Below are 23,688 nucleotides of genomic sequence, written 5' to 3' on the forward strand. Positions count from 1 at the left end.
ATTAATGATGACATATCGCCTAGCTGTAGCAAGAAATCTGGCTTGTTAACCACGTAGACCGATGAACTCTTCACGACCACGGTAGCTTGCACGTACTTGTTGCTCGATACGTAGCAGCTGATTGTATTTTGCCACACGGTCTGAACGGCATAGTGAGCCAGTTTTAATCTGACCAGCAGCCGTACCAACGGCTAAATCTGCAATGGTGCTGTCTTCAGTTTCACCTGAACGATGTGAGATAATGGTTGCATAGCCATTTTTCTTCGCTAGATAGATCGCATCTAGCGTTTCTGATAAAGTACCGATTTGGTTAAACTTAATCAAAATTGCATTGGCAATATGCTTATCAATACCCTCTTGCAAGATAGCAGGATTGGTCACAAATAAATCATCACCAACCAACTGAACTTTATCACCAATCTGCTCAGTCAAATATTTCCAACCATCCCAATCAGACTCGTCAAGCCCGTCTTCGATAGAGATAATAGGATATTGACGCGCCAAGCCGACTAGATAGTCTGAGAATCCTTGGCTATCAAAGGCTTTGTTGCCCTCGCCTGCCAAGATATATTGACCATCTTTATAAAACTCACTAGCCGCACAGTCTAACGCCAAATGAATGTCTTCGCCCGCTTTATAGCCGACTTGCTCAATCGCTTGCATAATAACGGTGATGGCTTCTTCATTGCTACGCAGGTTTGGCGCAAAACCACCTTCATCACCAACCGCAGTATTTAAACCTTGTGATTTCAACACAGATTTCAAGCTGTGGAAAATTTCTGTACCAGCACGCAATGCTTCTGAGAAGCTGGTAAAACCAACAGGCTCAATCATGAACTCTTGGATATCAACCGTGTTATCCGCATGCTCACCACCGTTCAAGATGTTCATCATCGGTACAGGCATCGTCAGCGACGTCTGATTGCGCAAGTTTGCAATATATTGATGTAATGGCAGATTTTGTGACTTGGCAGCGGCTTTTGCAGTAGCAAGAGACACCGCTAGCATGGCATTGGCACCAAGGCTATCTTTGTTTTCTGTGCCATCTAGCGCAATCATTGCATCATCAATGCCTTGCTGTTCGGTGACGTCTTTATCCATCAATGCACTGCGAATTTGGCTATTGACGTTAGCAACGGCTTTTTTGACGCCTTTACCCATATAGCGACTTTGGTCACCATCACGTAGCTCAAGCGCTTCGCGTGAACCAGTTGATGCACCACTTGGCGCAGCAGCACGGCCGATAGTGCCATCAGCTAAGATTACATCAGCTTCGATGGTTGGGTTACCACGCGAGTCTAAAATCTCACGGGCGCGAATGTCTTTAATTGCGGTGACGTTGGTGGTTTCTTCAGCGTACATAATGTCTGTTAATTCCTTTGGTCATGCCAAGTTTGTGGGATAAATAACGGCAACTAGAATACAAAAAAGATAAAGCAAAATATCGTATAGTGCTATGCTCAAACCAGCTTTGCTTATCTATATAGTCAGCAAGTTTTGAGCAGGATTAAAGGTGGTTTTAATACTTTAATCGTTAGCTATAGTGCTTGGCATCATAGCATAAATTTTGCCAAACTTCCCTTATCTTGCACCGACTGGCGCTGATAAAATCACACTTAGATAAACAAATTACCAATTATGGATTTGTCTCAGCACCTATAATATTAAAAGCCATATGACTCTTATGCTTTTGTTAGACGTTCTGTTTTAGCGTGGGAGCCAGATACTGTGTTATCCAGCTCAACCTTTGTTTTAAATTGGGTCAAACGTAAGGCATTCATTAATACAGAAATAGAGCTAAGCGCCATCGCAGCGGCGGCAATCATAGGGTTTAAGAAACCAAAAGCAGCCAGCGGAATACCCAAGCAGTTATAAATAAAAGCAAAAAACAGATTTTGCTTGATGTTGCGCACCGTTGCATTAGCGATTTTTTGCGCGGCATCAATATGCATCAGTGACTCACCCATCAAGTGGGCAGACGCACTATGCTGGGCGACGTCTGTGCCTTCAAACATGGCAAAGCTTGCATCGGCAGTTGCCATCGCTGGCGCATCGTTGACACCATCACCTGCCATTGCAACTTTATGACCAGCCGTTTGCAACAAGGCAATTTGACTGGCCTTATCGCGTGGGCTCATTTTACCATAAGCTTGCTCAATACCCAGCTGCCCTGCCACATGATCGACCACAGACTGCTTATCACCACTCATCAAAATGACATTGATACCTGCGTCTTGCAGCGCAGTAATAGCCTTCGGAGTATCTACCTTTAGGTCATCAGCTAGAGCAAAAGCACCCAAAGCTTCCTCATTAATACTAACAGCAACGGTACTGGCAATTTGCCATACCTTTGGCATCAGCTTAGGCAGTGTTAAATTGGCAAACTCTGCGGTACCGACTTTTACCACACCCAAACCTTCAATATTTGCTTGTATACCAGCGCCTTTAATGACACTAATATCAGTCACATTCATCAACGGCAAATTTCGCTCAGTAGCCGCGTTAACCAATGCTGTTGCTAGCGGATGACTGGCATGTGCTTCAACGCTTGCGGCAATTTGTAACACATCATCGACTGCGATCGATTTATCCACCATCACATGGTCCACGATAGTCGGCTTACCAATGGTCAAAGTACCTGTTTTATCGAGCACTACTGTATCGATGTTGCCTGCCGCTTCAAGACTTTGCGCATCCTTAAACCAGACGCCATGACGAGCAGCAACGCCCATACCAGCCATGATAGCGGCTGGCGTTGCCAAACCTAAAGCACAAGGACATGCAATGACCAACACCGAAACTGCATGCATCAAGGCAGTATCCATCATGCCAGTCAGCCACCACGTCACTCCAAAGGTGATAAGCGCAATGGCAACGACGACTGGGACGAATACCGCCGTCACTCTATCGGCGAGACGGGCTAAATTGGCTTTTGAGCCTTGGGCATCGCTGAGGGCTTGTACCATATCACCAAGCTTTGTATCACTACCTTTAGCACTGACGCGGTATAATAAGCTGCCATTTTCAACCAACGCCCCTGCTAATAATTTATCTCCCACTTCTTTTTTAAGCGGTACCGACTCACCCGTTAAATGACTCTCGACACACCAGCCAGCACCATCGATAACCACCCCATCGGTTGCGACGCGGCTGCCTTGTTTAGCACGCAAAATATCACCAACTTGCACGTCTTTAAGAGCAACATTATGAAAATCACCATTAGGCTGCTGCTGTTCGACTTCATCGGGCGTTAAAGACAATAATAAATCGATACTATTGAGGCTGTGTTTCTTAGTACGCTCTTCTAGATACTTACCCGTACGCACAAAAGCAATGACCATGACGCCTGCTTCAAAATACACCGCAGGACTGCCATCCGCACCGTGACCACCAGCATGACCACTTTGCAGCAAACTGTTTAAAGTGCCATCGCCATGGGTCAGCCACAGATACGTTGAATACGCCCAAATAGTCACGGTACCGATGACGACTAGCACGTCCATATTGGCAAGACCACCTTTAATAGATGCCCAAGCGCTTTTGTAAAATGGCAAGGCAAATCCAAACTGTACAATGGTCGCTAATATAAACTGAATCCAAATCGGCGGCATCCACGCCATACCCTGCCCAACGAGCATACCTGCCATACCAATTAAAAACGGCACCAAACAAACCCATAACCCAATCAAGCGCCATGGGTACTGAGTCGCGGTATCTTCGTCTGTTTTTGCAAACAAACTATCGGCCGCCTGCAAATTGGCAACGAAGCCTGTTTTATTTACCCATTCTGTCACTTGTTCAGGCGTTGTCTGGGTCGGATCATAATCAACATTAGCGGTCTCGCCAGCGAAGTTTACACTCACCTCGTATACCGACGGCTTTTTGTTGAGCACCTTCTCAATTCGCGAGGCGCAGGCTTGACACGTCATCCCCTCAATTGCTAGCTGCAAGTGTGCATGCTGCGGCGCGAGCGGCGTATTGGATTGAATGTCAGTTTTTACATCGTAGGCGTCATGATTGTCGGTTTGGGTAGTATCATTCATAAATAAAACTCGGTATGGCGTTTATGCGTTATGGCGTTATAAAGTCGTCTGAGCTAGGACAGCAACTCAGTGGATGGAATATCTAAGTCAAACAAATAGCACACTTTTAAATTTGATATTGGTATGGTCACACTGAATAATTAGTACGCTACTATCAATAATTTTCAACCATTAAAAAACCAGCCTTGATAGCCGGTTTTTTAATACAAACGGAGTAGGTTAAGCATTGGCAACAGTGGCATCAAAGCCTGCATCGTCGATAGCAGCAGCAATTGTCTCTACACTGGTTTTGCTATCATCAAAAGTAACCGTCGCTTGATTATCTGCCAGCTCAATACTGATATCGTCTAAGCCATCGATATCGGCAGTGGCGTTATGCACACTGGCCACACAGCCACCACAAGTCATGCCATCAATTTTAATAATACGTGTTTGGTTTGCCATGAGAGGCTCCTTATTTTTGTAACTGAGTTTTTATAGGTAAATACTTTTATTAAAGAATTGCTTTTATAATTGTCTTTTTAAGACGGCTATCTTTTAAGACCTTATAAAAATAGCACTTAACCAGCTTAAGCCCTATCACGGTTAACAACAAGGCTCTTTGATTATCACTTTATTAATAGAACCGTAAATAATGGAACTGTAAATAATAGAACCGTGAATTTATGCCTAAGTGACAGACAATAGCGCTTATTTTAGAATAACGTCTAATCATCATGACGTGGGTTTTACGGTGCATCAAGAGGAAATGGCTGAGTCACATAATCGACCGTACTAATTGCCGCCGTAAACGCATGGATACTGGTGTCTGTATCTTCATAACGTATGGTGGCAACATGATTATCAGGATCAAGCTCGATGGCCGTAACCCCTGTGATATTTTTCAGCGCTGTCATCACACTCTTTAACCCTTCATCATCATCGATATTTTCGATACTGACTGTTGCTGTTTGCATCGCCATAATCTCAGCCTCTTATTGTCTGTGAATACATTAATGGGTATCTAACACCTCAAAGCCTTTGACCAAGTCATCAATTTGCTTCAACTGACGCAAAAACGGCTCTAATTGGCTCATACGTAGCGCACATGGACCATCGCATTTTGCAGTCTCTGGGCTTGGATGCGCTTCTAGAAACAACCCTGCCAATCCTGTCGCCATCCCTGCTCGTGCCAATGTTGTGATTTGTTCACGGCGTCCACCCGCACTATCGCTACGGCCGCCTGGCTGCTGTAAACTATGCGTCACATCAAAAAATACGGGGATATCCATCTGCTTCATGGTATCAAAACCAAGCATATCAACGACCAAATTATTGTAACCAAAGGCACTGCCGCGCTCACAAAGAATTAACTTATCGTTACCACCTTCAAGGCATTTGTTAACGATATGACGCATCTCATGCGGCGCTAAAAACTGTGCTTTTTTGATGTTAATAATCGCATCTGTCTTCGCCATAGCGTGTACTAAATCTGTCTGACGTGATAAGAATGCTGGTAATTGGATGATATCTGCGACTTCAGCGACGGGTGCCGCTTGATACGGCTCATGTACATCCGTGATAATAGGCACTTGGAACTTTTCTTTGATTTGCCCCAGCCAATCAATACCCTGCTCTAATCCAGGACCTCGATATGAGTGCAGGCTTGAACGGTTGGCTTTATCAAAACTGGCTTTGAAGACATAGCCAATGCCCAAACGCTGACATATTTCGATATATTGCTCTGCAATCTCGAAGGCCAATTCCTTTGATTCTAAAACATTCATACCACCAAATAATACAAATGGCTGGTCGTTGCCGATATTAAGAGTGTTGCCATTTGGCGTAGTAAGTTTGATATGTGATTGCGCCGTTGATAAATGTTCCATGAAGTCGTTACCCTCTTTATTGTTATTAATATTTCTATCCCATATTGTAACCGATAGACTCAGTAAAAAAAGGGGTTAAGCGTAATTGCTGACCAACCATTAAAAAAATTGTCATGTTTATTTCTTAAAAACAATCTCATTCATAGCCACAGTCATAAAATTAAACGCAAAAAAAGACCAATCCGAAGATCAGTCTTTTTTATACATGTAAGTTTTTATGCATTAACGATTATTTGCTTTCGTTATAGTTCTTAGCTGCTTTTACAAAGCTGTTGAACAGTGGATGACCACCGCGTGGCGAGCTGGTAAATTCAGGATGGAACTGTACGGCGACAAACCAAGGATGATCAGCAATCTCGACCGATTCTACTAGATGCTGCTTGGCAGAATAACCAGATATGGTCATACCTGCTTGCTCTAATGGCTCGATATAGCGATTGTTCATCTCATAACGATGGCGATGACGTTCAGTGATATTTTTGGCGCCATAGATTTGGCTAAGCTTGCTACCAGCAACCAGTTCGGCTTGCTGCGCGCCTAGACGCATAGTGCCGCCAAGGTCAGAGTCATCGCTACGAATCTGTAATTCGCCGCGCTCATCTAACCACTCAGTGATGAGACCAATGATAGGCTCTGCCGTTTTGCGATCAAACTCAGAAGAGTTGGCATCGATTTTGAGTACATTACGCGCGTACTCAATCACTGCTAGCTGCATACCAAGGCAAATACCTAAATATGGCACGTTATTTTCACGCGCATAAGTGATGGCTTTTATCTTACCATTGGTACCACGCTCACCAAAACCACCCGGTACTAGGATGGCATCAGCATTGTGTAGCTGTGCCAATAAGCTGTCATCGTCTTCTAGACGCTCAGCATCAACATAGTCAATTTTGACATCGGCTTTATGAGTGATACCAGCATGCAGTAGTGCTTCGTTGATCGACTTATAAGCATCAGGTAACTCGACGTATTTACCAACCATCGCTACCGTAAGGCTCATTTCAGGATTAAGCTGCGCTTCAACCACTTTGTCCCAATCACTCAAATCTGCTTCTGGTACATCTAAGCCAAAACGCTCACAGATCAAATCATCAAGATCCTGCTCATGAAGCGTGCGTGGTATTTGATAAATACTTTGCGCATCTTCACACATAATAACCGCACGCTCTTCCACATTAGTGAACAACGCTATTTTGCGACGGTTGTCTTGCGAGATGTGGTGATCAGAGCGGCAAATCAATATGTCAGGCTGCAAGCCGATAGAACGTAGCTCTTTTACTGAATGCTGCGTTGGTTTGGTTTTGGTTTCGCCTGCACTAGCAATGTAAGGAACTAGCGTCAAATGCATCAGCATAGCTCTATTGCGACCAAGCTCTACTTGCATTTGGCGGACGGCTTCCATAAATGGTAACGATTCGATGTCACCAACGGTACCGCCAATCTCAATAATAGCGATATCATAACCTTCACCACTGGCTAAGATTTTACTCTTAATCTCATCAGTGATATGTGGAATAACTTGTACTGTACCACCAAGATATTCACCACGGCGCTCTTTATTTAGAACGTTTTGATAGATACGACCACTAGTAAAGTTATTGCTCTTACTCATTTTTGAATGGCGTAAGAAGCGCTCATAGTAACCCAAATCTAAATCAGTCTCTGCACCATCTTCGGTGACGAATACTTCGCCATGCTGGAATGGGCTCATCGTACCTGGATCGACGTTGATGTACGGATCCATCTTGGTCATCGTGACGGTCACGCCACGGGCTTCTAAGACCGCTGCAAGAGAGGCTGCGGTGATACCTTTTCCTAGTGAGGACACTACCCCACCGGTCACAAATATAAACTTGGTCATAGTACTCTGTCGGTAATTGGTAAAGAAGGATTTTACTAAAAATACGTCAAAAAATATAGGGCAAAAGCATAAACTCTTTGAAACATTCAAGTTTTAGTACTTAGCTATTATAACGCACTACCCACTCAAAAAGGATATAACAAAAAAAACTCACCCCGAAGGATGAGTTTTTATAATCAGATTCTAATGCTTAGATTAGAATTTGTATTCTAGACCAGTACCAACTACTAATACTTCTGCATCGCCACGTACGTTAATATCTTTTTCTAGAATATCATCAACATATGTGTAGTTAACATTATCAGCTTTGTTCATACCAGCATAGGCATGAGCAATGATATTGTCTTTAAAGAAGTATTTACCACCAACAACGATCTGATTTGAATCAGCGTTGTCCATACCATCTAAATTGTCAGTTTTATTAAACTGAGTGTAGATAGAGGCTGGACGCGCAAAGTTAGCTAGAGCCATCTGAGCACTAACCACCAAACCTTTTTCTTTAGAAGATCCGTAATTATAGTCAGCTACTTGATATAAGGCACCTAAATTTACAGGAGCAGCGATAAATTTACCTAGATCTACAGTCGCTGTACCACGGATGATGTCACCATCAATATTTTGATCTTTATCGTACGCAACACCAGCAGTAAAGCCAGTACCTTGATCAAACAACATGGCAACACCGAAACCTGCGTCATCAGAGTCATCGCCATCTACATCATTAGAGCTGTACATTGCAGATAGTTGTAATGGTAGACCATTGTACTTAGGTGCAGTCCAAATGATTGAACTTGCAAGACGATTACTGTCAGCCATGTTTAATGCTGCAACTGTTTCTTTCTCATTTACAGTTTGACCTAGGTTATCCCAGTAACCTTCGTTAACAACAACGTTATCAATACGAGCTAGCGTTGACTGGTTTTTACCAGCACGGAACTCACCGAACTGCTTGTTGTTTAAACCAAGAAACGTATCACGGTTAGTGAAAGTGGCATTATCACCAGTAATACTTGTACCATACTCTAACTGATAGATAACATCAGTATTGGCAGTCATGGCTTCAGAGCCCTTAAAACCTAAGCGTGAAGCATGAGAATTAATTTCTACATTGTCTTCATCATACATGTTGCCACTATCAGTATCAAATTCTGCATTGATGTAGTCAGCAGCTACAAATGCTTTACCATAGATAGTCGGTGCTGCATTGGCTGCAGATACAGATAAGGCAGCAACTGCTGTAGCTAAAAGTAGTTTTTTCATGGGGTATCTCCACTTTACAATTTTAGTAATAAGCGAGCTATGATTAGCTGGTGCTCATAATGGTATCGTCACAAATCCTCAAAGATATAATGTGTAACTGGCTACCGAGATTAGTCAGAAACAAGTGTGGCGAAGTTCTATTACAGTAAGATGAAAAAAACAATGACTTACATAACTGGGATTAAAAAGTAACTGCCATGTAATCTTAGGTCTTTATCGCTCCGTTGCGTAACATCCGTTACCAAACTCATACTTCGAATACAAGCATAACAACTTTGACATAATTTGCAACATTTTTTTTAGATTTTTAAACCCAGTATTTGTTGAACACCATATCTACTATAGAATGTGGGTCATTGTAAAAAAATCTCTATCTGCTCAAATAGATAAGGATATTATTGATTAATATAATTACCAAGAACTTGAAACTATCGTAATGAATACCCTTTAATTAACAAACATAAAGCCCTACTTGTTTATTGACAAGTAGGGCTAATAGAAAATAATAAAGGTGATTTATGACATGCTGACAGTCACAATTGAGACTGGAAAATTGCTACAAGAACAGTAAAAAAGGTATTTTCACTGCTCTTGTTTCCAGACTATAACCTTAGTCAATGGCTATCACAGACTTCTTATTAAGTATAAAAGCCAATAACAAGCCTCATTCAGTCATGACAGTATTATAATAGAATGTCAAGTATGCCATATTCTAATATTAACCTGCGCAATATTAGCAGCCTGCTTTTAGATCAAGACGTGCCTGATGCAATAATGGCTCAGTATAACCACTCGGCTGCTCACGACCTTTAAACACTAAGTCACAGGCCGCTTTAAAGGCATAAGAGTGGTCAAAGTTATCTGCCATCGTCTGATAGTCACTATCGCCTACATTTTGCTCATCTACCACTTTTGCCATACGCTTCATCGTATCCATCACTTGCTGCTCGCTCACGACATCGTGATGCAACCAGTTGGCAATATGTTGACTTGAGATACGTAAAGTTGCACGGTCTTCCATTAGACCCACATCATTGATATCTGGTACTTTAGAACAACCAACGCCTTGGTTTACCCAACGCACAACATATCCTAAGATGCCCTGAGCGTTATTTTCAAGCTCTTGTTGTTTCTCTTCATCTGTCCAATTAGTATTTTTTGCTAATGGAATGGTCAAAATGTCGTCTAAGCTGGCACGCTCACGTGATTTTAGGCTATCTTGAACATCAGCAACACTCACTTGATGATAGTGCATGCTGTGCAAGGTTGCCCCTGTTGGTGACGGTACCCATGCGGTACTGGCTCCAGACTTAGGATGTGCAGCTTTGGTGTCTATCATCTCTTTCATCTCGTCAGGCTTCGCCCACATGCCTTTACCAATCTGAGCAACACCCTGTAAACCAGTCTCTAAACCGATATCAACGTTCCACTGCTCGTAGGCTGGCTGCCATGCTTGTGACTTCATCTCACCCTTAGGTACAAATGGGCCTGCATTCATGCTGGTATGCATCTCATCACCAGTACGATCTAAGAAACCTGTGTTAATGAAAATGACACGTTCTTTCGCTTGGCGGATGGCTTCTTTCAAGTTGACCGTCATACGGCGCTCTTCATCCATGATACCGATTTTGATGGTATTACGCTCTAAGCCTAATAAGTCTTCTACTGCATTAAATAAATCGTTGGCCATTTTGACTTCTTCAGGGCCATGCATTTTTGGTTTAACGATATACATTGAACCTTTACGTGAATTTGATAGCGCATTTTTACCTTTAAGGTCATTGAGCGTCAATAGTGGTGTAATCAAGCCATCCATCAAGCCTTCAAATATTTGTTCTTGACCATCACCCAAGTCGACCAATATTGCAGGGTTTTGCATGAGGTGACCGACGTTACGAATCAGCAATAACGAACGACCTGGCAGGATAAGCTTACCACCATCTGGGGTGGTGTATTCACGATCTGGATTTTGCTGACGTGTGCGGGTTTTGCCACCTTTTTCAAAGGTTTCTTGCAAGTCACCATTCATGAGACCAAGCCAATTGCGATACACTTCCACTTTTTCTTCTGCATCGACGGCAGCGATTGAGTCTTCACAATCTTGAATTGCCGTAATAGCTGACTCTAGCAACACATCTTTGATATGTGCAGGGTCGTCTTTACCGACTGGATGATTGGCATCTATTTGAATCTCTGCATGCAAACCGTTGTTTTTTAATAAAATACCCGTTGGGCTTTCTGCATCACCGACGAAACCAACGAATTTTTCGGCATCTTTTAGCTCAGTACTGCTATCACCTTGGACAATTTCAAGCTTACCATCGACCACTTTAAAGCCGGTCGCATCGTTATATGAACCTGACGCCAATGCAAAGTTTTCATCTAGGAATTGTTTGGCATAAGCAACGACAGCAGCACCGCGAGTTGGGTTGTAACCACCTTTTGCTTCTTGACCATTTTCATCACTGATAACGTCAGTACCATATAAAGCATCATACAAGCTGCCCCAACGAGCGTTGGTCGCGTTCAATGCGTAGCGCGCATTACGTACTGGTACGACCAACTGCGGGCCTGCAATATGAGCAATCTCGTCATCGACATTTTCTGTGCTAACTTTAAAATCATCGCCTTCTGGCAACAGATAGCCAATCTCTTGTAAGAATGCTTTGTAAGCAGGATAATCAATGTTGCCGTCTTTGGCAGGATGTTGCAGGTGCCACTGGTCAATCTGCGCTTGAATCTTGTCACGAGTTGCGAGCAATGCTTTATTGCGCGGCGTAAACTCTTTAATGACTTTTTCAAAACCTGACCAATAACTGTCTGAATCAACACCGACTTTCGGCAGCACTTCGTTTTCAATAAAGTCATACAATTGCTGGTCGATGGCAAGAATGCCTCTTTGAATACGATTGGCGTTAGAAGACTGGCTCATGTTGTTATCCTTATCTGTTCGTGAGGGGTGTGAATACGAAGTTGCTACCGCAATGATTACACATTGTCGGTCTTAGGCATCTATTCCAAATTTAGATGAAATACTAAGCAAACCTACTGATATATCATACAAGCTTGTGGTGAATAACAAATTAACTATTTATGCTATGCTATTAACCTATATTTTTGCTGCATTAGCCATTAGCATGGTCAAAGCATTTATAACGGATGATGGTGTCAACCTTGCTTAATGTACTCAGTGTACGATTTGAGCTCGGTTGCCTTGCACCTACTGTAAACGGTTTCAACTGCATAACATTGGCAATCATCACCACTGCGACAACACAATATGGCGACACATCAATAGTAAGACAAAATAGCGCTTAAGCAAAATATCATCCTACTATCAAATAAAGAAATAAACAAGAAAACATCATTCACTAGATAAATACTGGGATTGTATTATAATGATAATCTATATGAGACAGGCGCTAAGAGGTTTTATTAGTGCTTATTGATCAATACTTGATATCGCATAGACAAACTGTCAGTAATCATTACTCCATGGATTTATGCTTAACCGTTATCTATCTAATATTAGTAAAAGATTTTTTAAACGTTCGATTATGGCAAAAACTATGAATAAAGAAGATATAAGAACCAAGGACAGTAACGACAAAGTTATGAACGACAGCAATATAGAAGAACCTCGTATAGTAAAAGACGAGATAGAAGAGGACGATGTTGATATCACAAAGCTACGCACCCCAATCAAGGTTGACCTATCTGCTGTTTATAATTTTTTGGGTGCGCGCACAACACAAGCTTGGGTTGATGCGGCGATTGCGAATGTACCGATGATCATTCAAGATCATGCCAATTGCGAAAAAAAGGCCGCTGGCACTGCCATGAATCTCATATTCCGCTATGAGTTTTCTTATGATTTGCAGCGTAAATTGGCACAATTGATACGCGAAGAAATGCTGCATTATGAGCAGGTTTTAGGTATTATGAATGACCGTGGTCAGGCGTGGAAATATCTGAGTGCTGGACGTTATGCTAAAGGCATGTTAAAACACAAACGTACTTATGAGCCAGCAGCGATGGTTGATGTGTTGATAATTGGCGCATTTATCGAAGCACGCTCTTGTGAACGTTTTGCCGCCCTTGCTGAGGTCATCGACGACGAACGCTTGGCAAAGTATTATCGCTACTTACTTAAGTCAGAGAGTCGTCACTTTGAGGATTATTTAGCCTTGGCTCAATCACTGTCTGAGGACAGTATTGATGAGCGCGTCGCATTTTTTAAAGACGTAGAAGCAGAACTGATTTCTAGCCCAGATCATGAGCTACGCTTTCATAGCGGCACACCTGCTTAAATACCTAAGATTAGGTATCACTTTAGATTAGATACCCTCTTATACAATAAATAATTATACAGATAATAAGTGAAGTAACGAACCAAGCTTCATGCTCTGGTCTGCTACTTCACTTATTAGCCTTTTATTTGAACTTCGTTATAGCAAAATGAATGGTTATTTATCATCTTTCATTAATGAGCTGTCGTACTGTTTACTATCCTTCGCAACATGATGGGGATCGTGATCATCGGTTGCCCTTTCTGCCGCTGCTGGATTGACTTTTTGTAGCGCATCGTCAGGTACGATACCATGGTTATCGTTCGCATCTCTTAACTGATGGTCTTCTTGGTTGACAGCCTTGTCATCTGGCGTATTCATCATTACTCCTTATTATCATTTATTATCATAATAGTCATTCTATAAAGATAAAAAATCTGTATTTAATCAATTTTTCATAAAAAGCTATTAATCCTTTTCGTCAGGATTTAACACCCGTGTTTGAGCATTATCGATATTTGCATAACGATTCATGTTGTTAATACCTTCGCTTTTGGATGTCTCGCTAACCATCGTATGCTCATTCACGCCATCATCAAAGGCATTACCTTCTTGGTCTCGGCGATCAGGCTGACGTGCGGGGTTGTCATTATCATTGACATGCTCTGAGTTAACGACGCCTTCTTTGAAAGTATCCGTTTCTTTATTTTCAGTGATGCTCTTGTCAATGCCACTATCACTATGCTCATTAGAAGTAGGTCTACTAGGGAAGGTATTAGCAGCATCATGACTATTGGTTGAGTCATGATTTTCACTGATGCGTGTCTTGGTGAGTGCTGGATCATTGGTTTGCATAGCTATATCCTTATTATTGTTATTCGTGTTTTGGCAATTGCTTAATGTGCTTAGAGTTTTTATGGCGGTTTAGCAAATGGTGAGCCTAATTTAATACCCAGCTCAACCTAGCCTGTAAGCCGTACTATTCATTGCCTTCTTGGCTTAAGTCATAGGCATTCAAATCTGCGACGTTCTTGCCGCCAGCGGGTAAATTCTCTTCTTTACGAGGGTCAACATATATCTCGTCGGTTTCTTGCGACTCTTGTTGTGGACCATCGATATTAGGTTCGTGCTTACGACCTTCATAACTGTCTTGTGCATTGTCTGGGTGTAAGGCGGCTGGATCACGAACTGGTACCGCTTCTTCATGATTTGGATGGGTGTTATTTGGCATTGCAGTTCCCTCGCATCAATATGTCATTAATAGATAAAATAAGTTAATCCAAATATTTATATCACAGCTTATTTATCATTTATCCGTACGCAAATCATCTTCAATAAAAGAAGTTTGCTCGTCTTTACTTAATGCTTCAGGCGCATCGACCGCTTTATTGTCTTTGAGATTTCGCGCAATTTGCTGACTATCTGCTTGCTCAACAGCTTTTTTGATATCTGATGTGTCATTATCGGTATTGCTCATAAGATGTTTCCTATTTTTATAATTCGTTGATTTAGGCAGTCCCTGCTCTTTTTCGTAATACGATCAATGATAGTAATACGAGCAATTTTGCATGAATTACTAGAGTGCTAATTGTTTATTAAACCATCAAATCGGTTTAATAATAGCGTAAGGGCTGACCTTGATTATAAGGATGAGATAACGGACTGCACCAGTGTGCTGCCGTATCAATATGTGAATAAATGTGAGGTTACAAGACAGTTTGTAACTCAGACAAATCGTTTATCCAAAAAAAACCAAGCATAGAAAGTACTCTATACTTGGTTTTTTGCTTGGTATTTATTGTTTGTAAAGACGTGTTTACCACTTTGAAGATGTCGTTGAAATATTAAGCTAGCTTGATGCATCAACGCCATTAATCACTTTTAATAAATACTCTTGAGCAGTATGCGGCGTTTCACCTACGGCTGGTTGCAGCTGCTGCCAAACACCATCACCGCTAAGTATCCACGCTTGGGTATTGTCTTTCAGATAGTTAAGTAAACCGTCTTGATATACTTGTTTGAATAGTTTTTTGTCTTCAATTGGAAACGCCACTTCGACGCGATGGAATAAATTACGATCCATCCAGTCTGCACTACCACAATATAAGCGCTCATCGCCATTATTATAGAAATAATAAACACGCGTATGCTCTAAAAAACGCCCGATAACAGAGCGTACGGTAATGTTTTCTGATAGACCTTTTACTTGCGGACGCAAACAACACATTGAGCGTAAAATGAGCTCGATTTTGACGCCTGCTTGCGAGGCATCGTATAACTTGCTAATCAATCGACGTTCGGTTAAAGCGTTAACCTTAACGATAATATGAGCGCGCTTGCCAGCTTTTGCATGAGCAATTTCATCATCGATAAAGCTTATCAACTTATCATGCAAGGTAAAAGGCGCATGCAGCAGCTTTTTGAGATTGGCAGGCTTACCCATTCCCGTCAGCTCTTGAAATATATTATGTACATCCTCTGAAATATCAGGATCTGCGCTAAATAAACCATAATCGGTATAAACTTTGGCATTGGCGGCATGATAGTTGCCCGTCCCTAAATGCACATAGCGGCGGATTCGATCATCCTCACGGCGTACAATGAGCATCAGCTTGGCGTGGGTTTTATAGCCGACAATCCCGTAAACAACGACCGCACCCGCTTCTTGCAAATAATTGGCGACGGCGATATTAGAGGCTTCATCGAAACGCGCACGCAGCTCGATGACGGCAGTCACTTCTTTGCCATTACGAGCAGCAGCAGCCAATGCTTTAACGATTTCTGAATTGGTGCCTGAGCGGTACAATGTCTGCTTAATCGCTAACACTTTTGGATCGCTCGCCGCTTGCCAAAGCAGATTGATAATCGGTGAAAACGCATGAAAAGGATGATGCACCAGCACATCGCTTTTACGCATGGCGGCAAACATACTGGTTGCTTTATCCAGCTTATCCATTTCACGGCGGAACTCTTTTGGCACCACATGGGTAAAGGGCTGATAGCGCAGCGCTGGAATATTGAAATCAAACAATAAGCGCGTTAAGTTGACAGGACCATTGACGCGGTACAGCTGATTGTCATGCAGCTCAAATTCATTAAGCAAATAATCACTGATAGGCGTTGGACAATCGGTGGTGACTTCTAGCCGCACTTTATCACCGAAGCGGCGGTTTTCTAGCTCGCCCTCCAGAGCCTTAGCAATATCTTCAACATCATCAGCCAAATCTAAATCGGCATTGCGCGTCAGTCTAAACTGATGGCAGCCCGTCACACTCATCCCAGGGAACAGCTCACCGATATGCTCATGAATAATAGCTGAGAGCATGACGTGATGCTCTTTGCCACCTGTCAGCTCATCAGGCAGGCGAATCACGCGCGGCAAACTGCGCGGTGCGGGCACAATCGCTAGATTGATATCACGACCAAAGGCATCTTTACCTTCTAAAGTAGCGATAAAGTTTAAGCTCTTATTGACCAAACGCGGAAACGGATGCGCCGGATCGATGCTAATCGGTGTCAACACTGGCGATACTTGCTCAGTGAAGTAGCGCTTCATCCATGCCGACTGCTCAGCATTTAGCTCGTCGCGTTTTAGATAACGGATATCCTCAAGCGCCAGTGCTGGTAAGATATCTTCATTGAGAATACGATATTGCTCAGCGATGGCGTCGTGCATTACGGTAGATATCTCATTCAGCACTTCACTGGGACGCATGCCATGAACACTGGTCGAGACATCACCCATATTGAGCTTTTGCATAATGCCTGCGACACGAATCTCAAAAAACTCATCAATATTCGATGAGAAAATAATCAAGAAAAACAAGCGCTCAAGTAGCGGATGACGAGGACTTGCTGCCTGCGCTAAGACACGTAAATGAAACTGTAATAAAGACAAGTCGCGATTGATATAACTGCTGGGTGAATAGCTGCCGTCTTCTGAACGCTGCCATGCAACCTCAGTTAAATTGTCATTGCGACTCTCTGTATGGCTTTTATTATCAACTGCTATCACTGTATTATTGCTATCAGTGTCCTGCTTATTATTCACATCCATCACGTCACTACTCCTTTGCGTTATCGATACGCCATCATCTTCAATACCAATTGTCTTTTATAATCGCTTTTTCACTAAGAAATTTATCAGGGTTCTTTTTTCATCCATTACTACTCGAAACTATCACTTGAAACTGCCATTCAAAACTATCACTTAAAACCGTCACTTAAAACTATCATTCAAAAACACAGCGCTATTTATTAAATGGTCATAGGTACAATCCATTAAGCCGATTGTGGTAACACCGCATTGCTCATGCGCTTTTTGATAATACGTTGTTTATTGCGTAAACGTCTATCACCCTGATTGTCTTCGTAGTATTTTGGATTGGTCAACATAGCGATAAGTAAGGCTGATTCATCACGGTTCAGCTTGGCAGCAGATTTATCAAAGTAATGCTGAGCGGCTGCTTCGATACCATAAATACCATTGCCAAACTCTGCCACATTGAGATAAGCAGTCAAGATACGCTGCTTGTCCCATAATGTCTCAATCATGACAGTGATAATCGCTTCCTCAATTTTACGAACATACGAGCGATGCGAGGTCAAAAATAAGTTTTTTGCTAGCTGCTGGGTAATCGTCGAGCCACCAGCGGACATCTTACCCGTCTCTTCATTTTTCTTACGTGCCGCCTCAATGCCTTTGAAATCAAAACCATTATGCTGACTAAATGTCGAATCCTCACTCACTATCGCGGCTTGTTTGGCAGATTTTGCGATGGCATCGTATTCAGCCCAAGTTTGGGTGACAGTACCGCCCGTCAAACGATGAGTCAGCATAAACATGCTGTTATTAATCGGCTGCGTTTTCCAAATTAATAGTAGCCCAGCAACTAATACATGAAATGCAACGACCAATAGCATGATTGCCATCAATAATCGTTTGAAAAATTTGCCAAAACTTGCCATGCGCGATATCCAAGTGATTGAAAAGGTAATAAGATGAGCTGAAGAGCCAGTAATTAAAAACAGCAGGTCATCTTACCTAATCTCACAATCGCTGTCATTATTTACCCCACTTCTTTATCATGCCATAGAGTCTACGTAAAAAAATCAGGCTGTATTTATGCTGGCAATCGAAGTCCTAAAAACCGAAACTTTGTGACAAGTATTAAGACAAGAGAATAAATATGTACGATGATAATAATATAAAAGCCTTACGGGAACGTATGGTTGCTGCAAACCCCGATCTTGGTCATGCTGAAAATAATGATAAATGGTGGCTACTTGGAACGTCTGGCTGTCATTTGTGCGACATCGCGAAGCAAGTGCTGATTCAATTTCAAGCCGTACAGCCGATTACCTATCAACAGGTCGATATCGCACATTTCGATGAACCATTGATGATGGAATTTGCCACCACTATTCCGGTGATTTTGACACCATCAACACGATTAAACTATCCATTTTCAGTCATGGATTTACAGCAACTTTTCATACAATCATAGCAAGCCTACAATAAAAAACGATGTAGTGAGAACATAATGAAAAATTTGAGCAAAATCACTGAAATTGAAGACCTGCGCCGCGTTGCCGAACGTAAAGTACCGCGTATGTTTTATGATTATGTCGATTCAGGCTCATGGACTGAGACGACTTATCGTAGCAATGAAACCGACTTTGACCGTATCAAGTTACGCCAGCGAGTATTGGTAGATATGGACAATCGCAGTTTAGCAACCCAGATGATTGATGAAGAAGTAAAAATGCCCGTCGCCATCGCGCCCACTGGCTTTACCGGTATGATGTGGGCGGATGGCGAGATTCATGCCGCGCGGGCAGCAGAAAAATTCGGCGTGCCGTTTTCGCTATCGACCATGAGTATCTGCTCTATCGAAGATATCGCCACCCATACCAGCAAGCCCTTTTGGTTTCAGCTATATGTGATGCGCGATCATGACTATGTGGCCAATTTGATTCAGCGGGCGAAAGATGCCAATTGTTCGGCATTGATCCTTACCGCGGATTTACAAGTGCTGGGACAGCGCCATAAGGACATCAAAAATGGCTTGTCTGCACCGCCTAGACCTACACTTGCCAATATCGTCAACTTGATGACCAAGCCGCAGTGGTGTATGAATATGCTGGGCACCAAACGTCATAGCTTTGGCAACATCGTCGGTCATGCAAAAGGCGTCGACGACTTATCTTCTCTCACCGCTTGGACGGAAGAGCAGTTTGATCCGCGCTTGAGCTGGGATGACGTGGCACGTATCAAAGATATGTGGGGCGGCAAATTAATTATTAAAGGTATCATGGAACCTGAAGATGCCATTATGGCTGCTCGTAGCGGTGCCGATGCACTGGTCGTCTCAAACCACGGTGGCCGTCAATTAGATGGCGCACTCTCTTCCATATCTGCCCTATCCGATATCGTACAAGCGGTGCAGGCTGAAAATAGCGATATCGAGGTGTGGTTAGACAGCGGCATTCGCTCGGGTCAGGATGTGCTAAAAGCCATTGCGCTTGGCGCGAAAGGCACGATGATTGGTCGCGCTTTTCTTTACGGTCTGGGCGCTTATGGCGAAGATGGCGTGCGCCGTGCGCTGGAAATCATTCATAAAGAATGTGACTTATCGATGGCGTTCTGTGGTCATACTGATATCAATAAGGTCACCACTGATATATTGGTAAAGGGCACTTATGAGAACCTCAAAGTTACTAATCGTTAAACTTGTCATTAAACTTGTCATTAAACATGTCATTAAACATGTCATTAAAACGGTCGTTAAAACGATCCACTATTAAGGGCATTAATCGTTTAAGATTACTAGTCGTTAAATCATAATGTCATGCAGATGTCTGACATTATTTGATCATACCCTTTATACTCTATTTATAATATTCTAATGATATCTCACCTTTATGACCATTCAACAATTATTAAAAACAGCCCCTGTCACCACGCTGTTACTAGCCAGCTTTATTGGGTTATTCATCATGCAAGTACTGACAGGCGTCGATGTCAATAACCCATCGACTGAGGCGCTCTTGAAATGGGGTGCCAATGCATTGCCATTTACCATGGGCGATGAGCCGTGGCGCTTGGTCAGCAGTGCCTTTTTACACATCGGCTTGATGCATTTATTGTTTAATGGATTTGCCATGTATTTCTTTGGGCAGATTGCCGAGCCGATGTTTGGCTCAGCCAAGTTTTTGGCATTGTTTTTACTGGCAGCGATCGGGGGCAACTTACTGAATAACTATGTCACGTGGCACAGTATTGTAGAAGGAACTGGTCAACTGGGTCTATCGGCTGGGGCGTCAGGTGGCATCATGGGTATCGGCGCAGCACTATTAATAGCCGCGCTGTTTAAAATATCGGTCAATGGCATGGTGCTCAATCTTAAAAGCTTGATATTTATCATGGGCATTAACCTTGTTTATGGTTTTGCCGTACCCGGTATCGACAATGCGGGGCATATTGGCGGCGCGGTGACTGGCTTAGTGGTTGCACTGGCATTCGCAATCGCCTACCGTCAGCGTATGACAATAGCGTTACAGAATATGCCTAATCCAGCTGCTTATGAAGACCGTTATCGAACAACTTATATCAATTTTCCAGCAAGCAGCGATACTGATTCTTCTGCTAATAACGAGCACTTTAATAATGTTGATTTTGACAATAACAGCAGTTTCCACCCCGACTCTGCTGTAAACTCACACTTAAATACTTATGCTAATCGCAGCCACCTTAGTGAACAAGAAACACCGACCAAATCTATCCTTATTTGGCAATTACTACCATGGCTAATGATGCTACTGATTAGCATTGGCTTTATTTGGTGGTGGCAAGATATTCATGATCAAATACTACAAGTATTAAAAACCATTGAGTAAACCTTCATAGTTATTTATCATTGCTAAATAGTTCATGATAACAGCTTACTAGTTAGGTTTTCCTTACTCGCTTCTTGCTATAAGTCAGAGCACTTTTAAACCGCTACCGTGTTACCCGCCCTAGATGTACTCAGTGTACTATCTGCGGTCGTTCGCCTTGTAGCGATTTTAAAATTCCTTGACTATACACGATTGCCCCCAATTATTTCATCCATTCACGAGACTTTATTATGTTTAAACCTGTAGCGCTACCTCATATTTCTACGCGCGTCATGCTTAGCGCATTAACGGCTACCGCGTTATTTAGTGTCACCAGTATGTCCAATGCTGCACTTTTTAAGGACAATTTACCTACTGACCAAGACGCTGTATTAAGCGTGGGTGTCAACGTCATAGCCGTCAACTCAGCCTACGATATGGAAGACAGCCTCGATGTACGTGTGTTGCCGGGCGCTTTTTATGACAACAATAGATTCTATGTGCGCGGCGCTCAAGCGGGTGCTTATATCATTAATGATGGCAAAAATCAGCTATCGGCTTATGCTCAGCTCGCTGGCAACGATTTCGATCCTGATGATGCTAGAGGCGCATTACAAGGTCTTGATGAGCGTGAAGCGTCAGTCGCTGCTGGTCTGACTTATTTGCGCCGCACGCCCGTCGGTGGTTTCCGTGCTCAAATCGCGACTGATGTTTTAGACCGTAGTGGTGGCAATACTGCCCGCTTGACCTATCTTGCTAGAATTACGAAAGACAAGCTAACAGTCTATCCAAGCATTGGCTTCGAATACAACGATGCTGACTATAATGAATACTATTATGGCATCAGCGAAAAAGAGTCAGCGGAAACAGGCGTCGCCGCTTATAAGTCCAATTCGAGCTTGAACCCTTACGTTAACATTAGTGCCAACTATGATTTCAATGAACGTTGGGCATTGTTTGCTAATCAAAGCTTAAGCTATTTGCCGAATGAACAATACGATAGCCCAATGGTTGACTCGCGTACTGAGTCAACCTCGACGCTTGGTTTGCTTTATAAGTTCTAGTTGAGATTAGATGTTTGATATAAAAAAGACTTTGCCGCGTGATGTGGCAAGGTCTTTTTATTTCAGAGCATTAAATGTAGGGTGCGCCTAGCGCACCGATAAAATACATAGTTCTTAGAATAGATGTGGGGAACGCACCCTAAGATACTTTAAAGTTATTTTTTATAATTATTAAGGTCAGGAAAAGATATTGGTATATGCTTCTTTCCTTCTAAAACTTCTAGTAATCCACGACGCAAAGCTATTTGCTCCTCTTCAGTTGCACTATGAACCGTTGGTGCGTAAAAAGAGTTTTTGATATGAATTTTGTCAAAATCATAGTTGAGGACTTTTGCCATCTTATGCAGGAGTTCAACTAATAAATCCACTCTCTTAATATTCCACTGTTCAGAGTTAATAGAACTATTGCTTAATAAATCAAGATACTCTTTCCAAGCAGAAATTACAGCTTTCTCTTTTTTATTATTATGGTCAAACTCTAAATCAATGCGATTAAGAGCCTCGACATGCGCCCATGAAACGTTGTAAGCTCTGGTTGCCATCAAGGTCTTAAATATATCCAACTTTCTTTCTCTTATTTCCTTTATTCTATCTAAGTATCTAGTCAACTGGACAGCTATTATTGGCCCAAATAAAACTGCAAATATCATAAGCCAATCAGCTATACCCATTTTTTTAATTCCTTTTCTAATAATATTCAAGATTATCAATGAAAACTCAATCAAGAGTATACTGCAAGTTCACAGCTGAAATTTCAAGATAGCCCAAATAAAATTTATAATCGTCTCTTGCCTCATTGTAGATGAATATAAGATATATTCTGTTTTTTACAGTAGACAGACACATTTTTTAACGCTTATTAGGTATTAGCTCCACCCTTAAATATGAAAAACCCTGCCACATTACGTGACAAGGTCTTTTTTTATCTATGTATCAACCTACTAGAAACTAGCCTTTAAGCTTTTTGATAGAAGCAACATTACAACCTTTATAAAGGATTTCACTCTTAGCGTTTTGTATATTAGCCGATGATTTATGATAGTTATTTAAACGCAATGCGCCAGTCATGATACTAAAGTTGTCTTCATCACCAAACACGGTACCAACATTGTCAGAACGACCTAAGTTAATCGGTAAAAATCTTTTTTTGCCGTTCAGATTGGCTTCTGCAAAGGTCGGTAAATACTCTTTATTAAAGCCATAAGTCACGCTTACTTTCTTGTTGCTTTGGCAAGTATAGTTGACTTGTCTAATTTTAACAGCGGTGTCATAGCTTTCGCTTGGTTCCATTACTTGGTCCGAGTAAGCCATGGCAGAACCAGAACCTAACATTGCCATCAAAATACCAGCTGATGATAGAGCGGTCGTTAACTTTTTCATAAATTACCTCAATGATATAATTAGAATGGTCATAGATAAGAG

At 42.2% G+C, this 23,688-nt stretch carries 21 protein-coding genes; 5 read left to right on the plus strand and 16 right to left on the minus strand.

From position 1 onward, the window contains the following. Positions 1–45: 45 nt before the first annotated feature. The 8 genes from eno to JMX82_RS08455 all read right to left on the minus strand — a co-directional run bounded on the left by eno (position 46) and on the right by JMX82_RS08455 (position 11,967). Positions 46–1,362, minus strand: coding sequence for a phosphopyruvate hydratase (eno, locus tag JMX82_RS08420; RefSeq protein ID WP_055125148.1), 1,317 nt, complete (start codon positions 1,360–1,362; stop codon positions 46–48). A gap of 320 nt (positions 1,363–1,682) precedes the next feature. Beyond that, entirely contained in the window at positions 1,683–4,043 is a 2,361-nt protein-coding gene (locus JMX82_RS08425) for a heavy metal translocating P-type ATPase (protein WP_201540191.1), read from the minus strand. Between the two features lie 219 nt (positions 4,044–4,262). Then, complete coding sequence (locus tag JMX82_RS08430) at positions 4,263–4,487, minus strand: heavy-metal-associated domain-containing protein (protein ID WP_011280902.1); 225 nt, start codon at positions 4,485–4,487, stop codon at positions 4,263–4,265. 284 nt (positions 4,488–4,771) lie between these two features. Then, positions 4,772–5,005, minus strand: coding sequence for a heavy-metal-associated domain-containing protein (locus JMX82_RS08435; RefSeq protein ID WP_201540192.1), 234 nt, complete (start codon positions 5,003–5,005; stop codon positions 4,772–4,774). A gap of 30 nt (positions 5,006–5,035) precedes the next feature. Next, positions 5,036–5,911, minus strand: coding sequence for a 3-deoxy-8-phosphooctulonate synthase (gene kdsA, locus JMX82_RS08440; protein WP_201540193.1), 876 nt, complete (start codon positions 5,909–5,911; stop codon positions 5,036–5,038). 229 nt (positions 5,912–6,140) lie between these two features. Then, on the minus strand, positions 6,141–7,775 hold the full coding sequence (locus JMX82_RS08445) for a CTP synthase (protein ID WP_045444494.1): 1,635 nt from the start codon (positions 7,773–7,775) through the stop codon (positions 6,141–6,143). Positions 7,776–7,970: 195 nt separating this feature from the next. Continuing rightward, positions 7,971–9,035, minus strand: coding sequence for a porin (locus JMX82_RS08450; RefSeq protein ID WP_201540194.1), 1,065 nt, complete (start codon positions 9,033–9,035; stop codon positions 7,971–7,973). Between the two features lie 733 nt (positions 9,036–9,768). After that, positions 9,769–11,967: a malate synthase G gene (locus JMX82_RS08455; RefSeq protein ID WP_201540195.1), complete on the minus strand. Its 2,199-nt coding sequence runs from the start codon at positions 11,965–11,967 to the stop codon at positions 9,769–9,771. A 682-nt stretch (positions 11,968–12,649) separates the two neighbouring features. On the opposite strand from JMX82_RS08455, the gene JMX82_RS08460 reads away from it, so the two are divergent. Then, a complete protein-coding gene (locus JMX82_RS08460) occupies positions 12,650–13,345 on the plus strand; it encodes a tRNA-(ms[2]io[6]A)-hydroxylase (RefSeq protein ID WP_201540273.1) in 696 nt (231 codons plus the stop codon). A 156-nt stretch (positions 13,346–13,501) separates the two neighbouring features. Here JMX82_RS08460 and JMX82_RS08465 read toward each other — a convergent pair whose 3' ends face one another. The 6 genes from JMX82_RS08465 to mtgA all read right to left on the minus strand — a co-directional run bounded on the left by JMX82_RS08465 (position 13,502) and on the right by mtgA (position 18,292). Continuing rightward, a complete protein-coding gene (locus tag JMX82_RS08465; RefSeq protein ID WP_201540196.1) occupies positions 13,502–13,705 on the minus strand; it encodes a hypothetical protein in 204 nt (67 codons plus the stop codon). A gap of 87 nt (positions 13,706–13,792) precedes the next feature. Beyond that, the gene (locus tag JMX82_RS08470; RefSeq protein ID WP_201540197.1) at positions 13,793–14,179 is read right to left on the minus strand and encodes a hypothetical protein; all 387 of its coding nucleotides are present in this window, start codon (positions 14,177–14,179) and stop codon (positions 13,793–13,795) included. A 124-nt stretch (positions 14,180–14,303) separates the two neighbouring features. Further along, a complete protein-coding gene (locus JMX82_RS08475; protein ID WP_055125157.1) occupies positions 14,304–14,555 on the minus strand; it encodes a hypothetical protein in 252 nt (83 codons plus the stop codon). A 75-nt stretch (positions 14,556–14,630) separates the two neighbouring features. Next, a complete protein-coding gene (locus JMX82_RS08480) occupies positions 14,631–14,801 on the minus strand; it encodes a hypothetical protein (RefSeq protein ID WP_201540198.1) in 171 nt (56 codons plus the stop codon). Positions 14,802–15,173: 372 nt separating this feature from the next. Further along, positions 15,174–17,381, minus strand: coding sequence for a polyphosphate kinase 1 (gene ppk1 / locus JMX82_RS08485; protein ID WP_201540274.1), 2,208 nt, complete (start codon positions 17,379–17,381; stop codon positions 15,174–15,176). A gap of 224 nt (positions 17,382–17,605) precedes the next feature. Further along, on the minus strand, positions 17,606–18,292 hold the full coding sequence (mtgA, locus tag JMX82_RS08490; protein ID WP_045453173.1) for a monofunctional biosynthetic peptidoglycan transglycosylase: 687 nt from the start codon (positions 18,290–18,292) through the stop codon (positions 17,606–17,608). 221 nt (positions 18,293–18,513) lie between these two features. Between mtgA and JMX82_RS08495 the strand changes: the two genes are divergently transcribed. The 4 genes from JMX82_RS08495 to JMX82_RS08510 all read left to right on the plus strand — a co-directional run bounded on the left by JMX82_RS08495 (position 18,514) and on the right by JMX82_RS08510 (position 22,266). Beyond that, positions 18,514–18,831 (plus strand): glutaredoxin family protein, encoded by a 318-nt coding sequence (locus JMX82_RS08495; RefSeq protein WP_060491658.1) that lies wholly within the window; start codon positions 18,514–18,516, stop codon positions 18,829–18,831. Positions 18,832–18,867: 36 nt separating this feature from the next. Continuing rightward, the gene (locus JMX82_RS08500) at positions 18,868–20,055 is read left to right on the plus strand and encodes an L-lactate dehydrogenase (protein ID WP_201540199.1); all 1,188 of its coding nucleotides are present in this window, start codon (positions 18,868–18,870) and stop codon (positions 20,053–20,055) included. A gap of 193 nt (positions 20,056–20,248) precedes the next feature. Next, a complete protein-coding gene (locus tag JMX82_RS08505; protein ID WP_201540200.1) occupies positions 20,249–21,223 on the plus strand; it encodes a rhomboid family intramembrane serine protease in 975 nt (324 codons plus the stop codon). A 230-nt stretch (positions 21,224–21,453) separates the two neighbouring features. Further along, entirely contained in the window at positions 21,454–22,266 is an 813-nt protein-coding gene (locus JMX82_RS08510; RefSeq protein ID WP_201540201.1) for a MipA/OmpV family protein, read from the plus strand. A 155-nt stretch (positions 22,267–22,421) separates the two neighbouring features. Here the strand turns inward: JMX82_RS08510 and JMX82_RS08515 are convergent, their stop codons facing one another. Both JMX82_RS08515 and JMX82_RS08520 read right to left on the minus strand, forming a co-directional pair. Next, positions 22,422–22,937, minus strand: coding sequence for a DUF6680 family protein (locus tag JMX82_RS08515; RefSeq protein ID WP_201540202.1), 516 nt, complete (start codon positions 22,935–22,937; stop codon positions 22,422–22,424). Positions 22,938–23,214: 277 nt separating this feature from the next. Further along, on the minus strand, positions 23,215–23,646 hold the full coding sequence (locus JMX82_RS08520; RefSeq protein WP_201540203.1) for an adhesin: 432 nt from the start codon (positions 23,644–23,646) through the stop codon (positions 23,215–23,217). Between the last annotated feature and the right edge of the window lie 42 nt (positions 23,647–23,688).

The sequence above is a fragment of the Psychrobacter sp. 1044 genome, from assembly GCF_904846525.1.
Taxonomy (GTDB): domain Bacteria; phylum Pseudomonadota; class Gammaproteobacteria; order Pseudomonadales; family Moraxellaceae; genus Psychrobacter.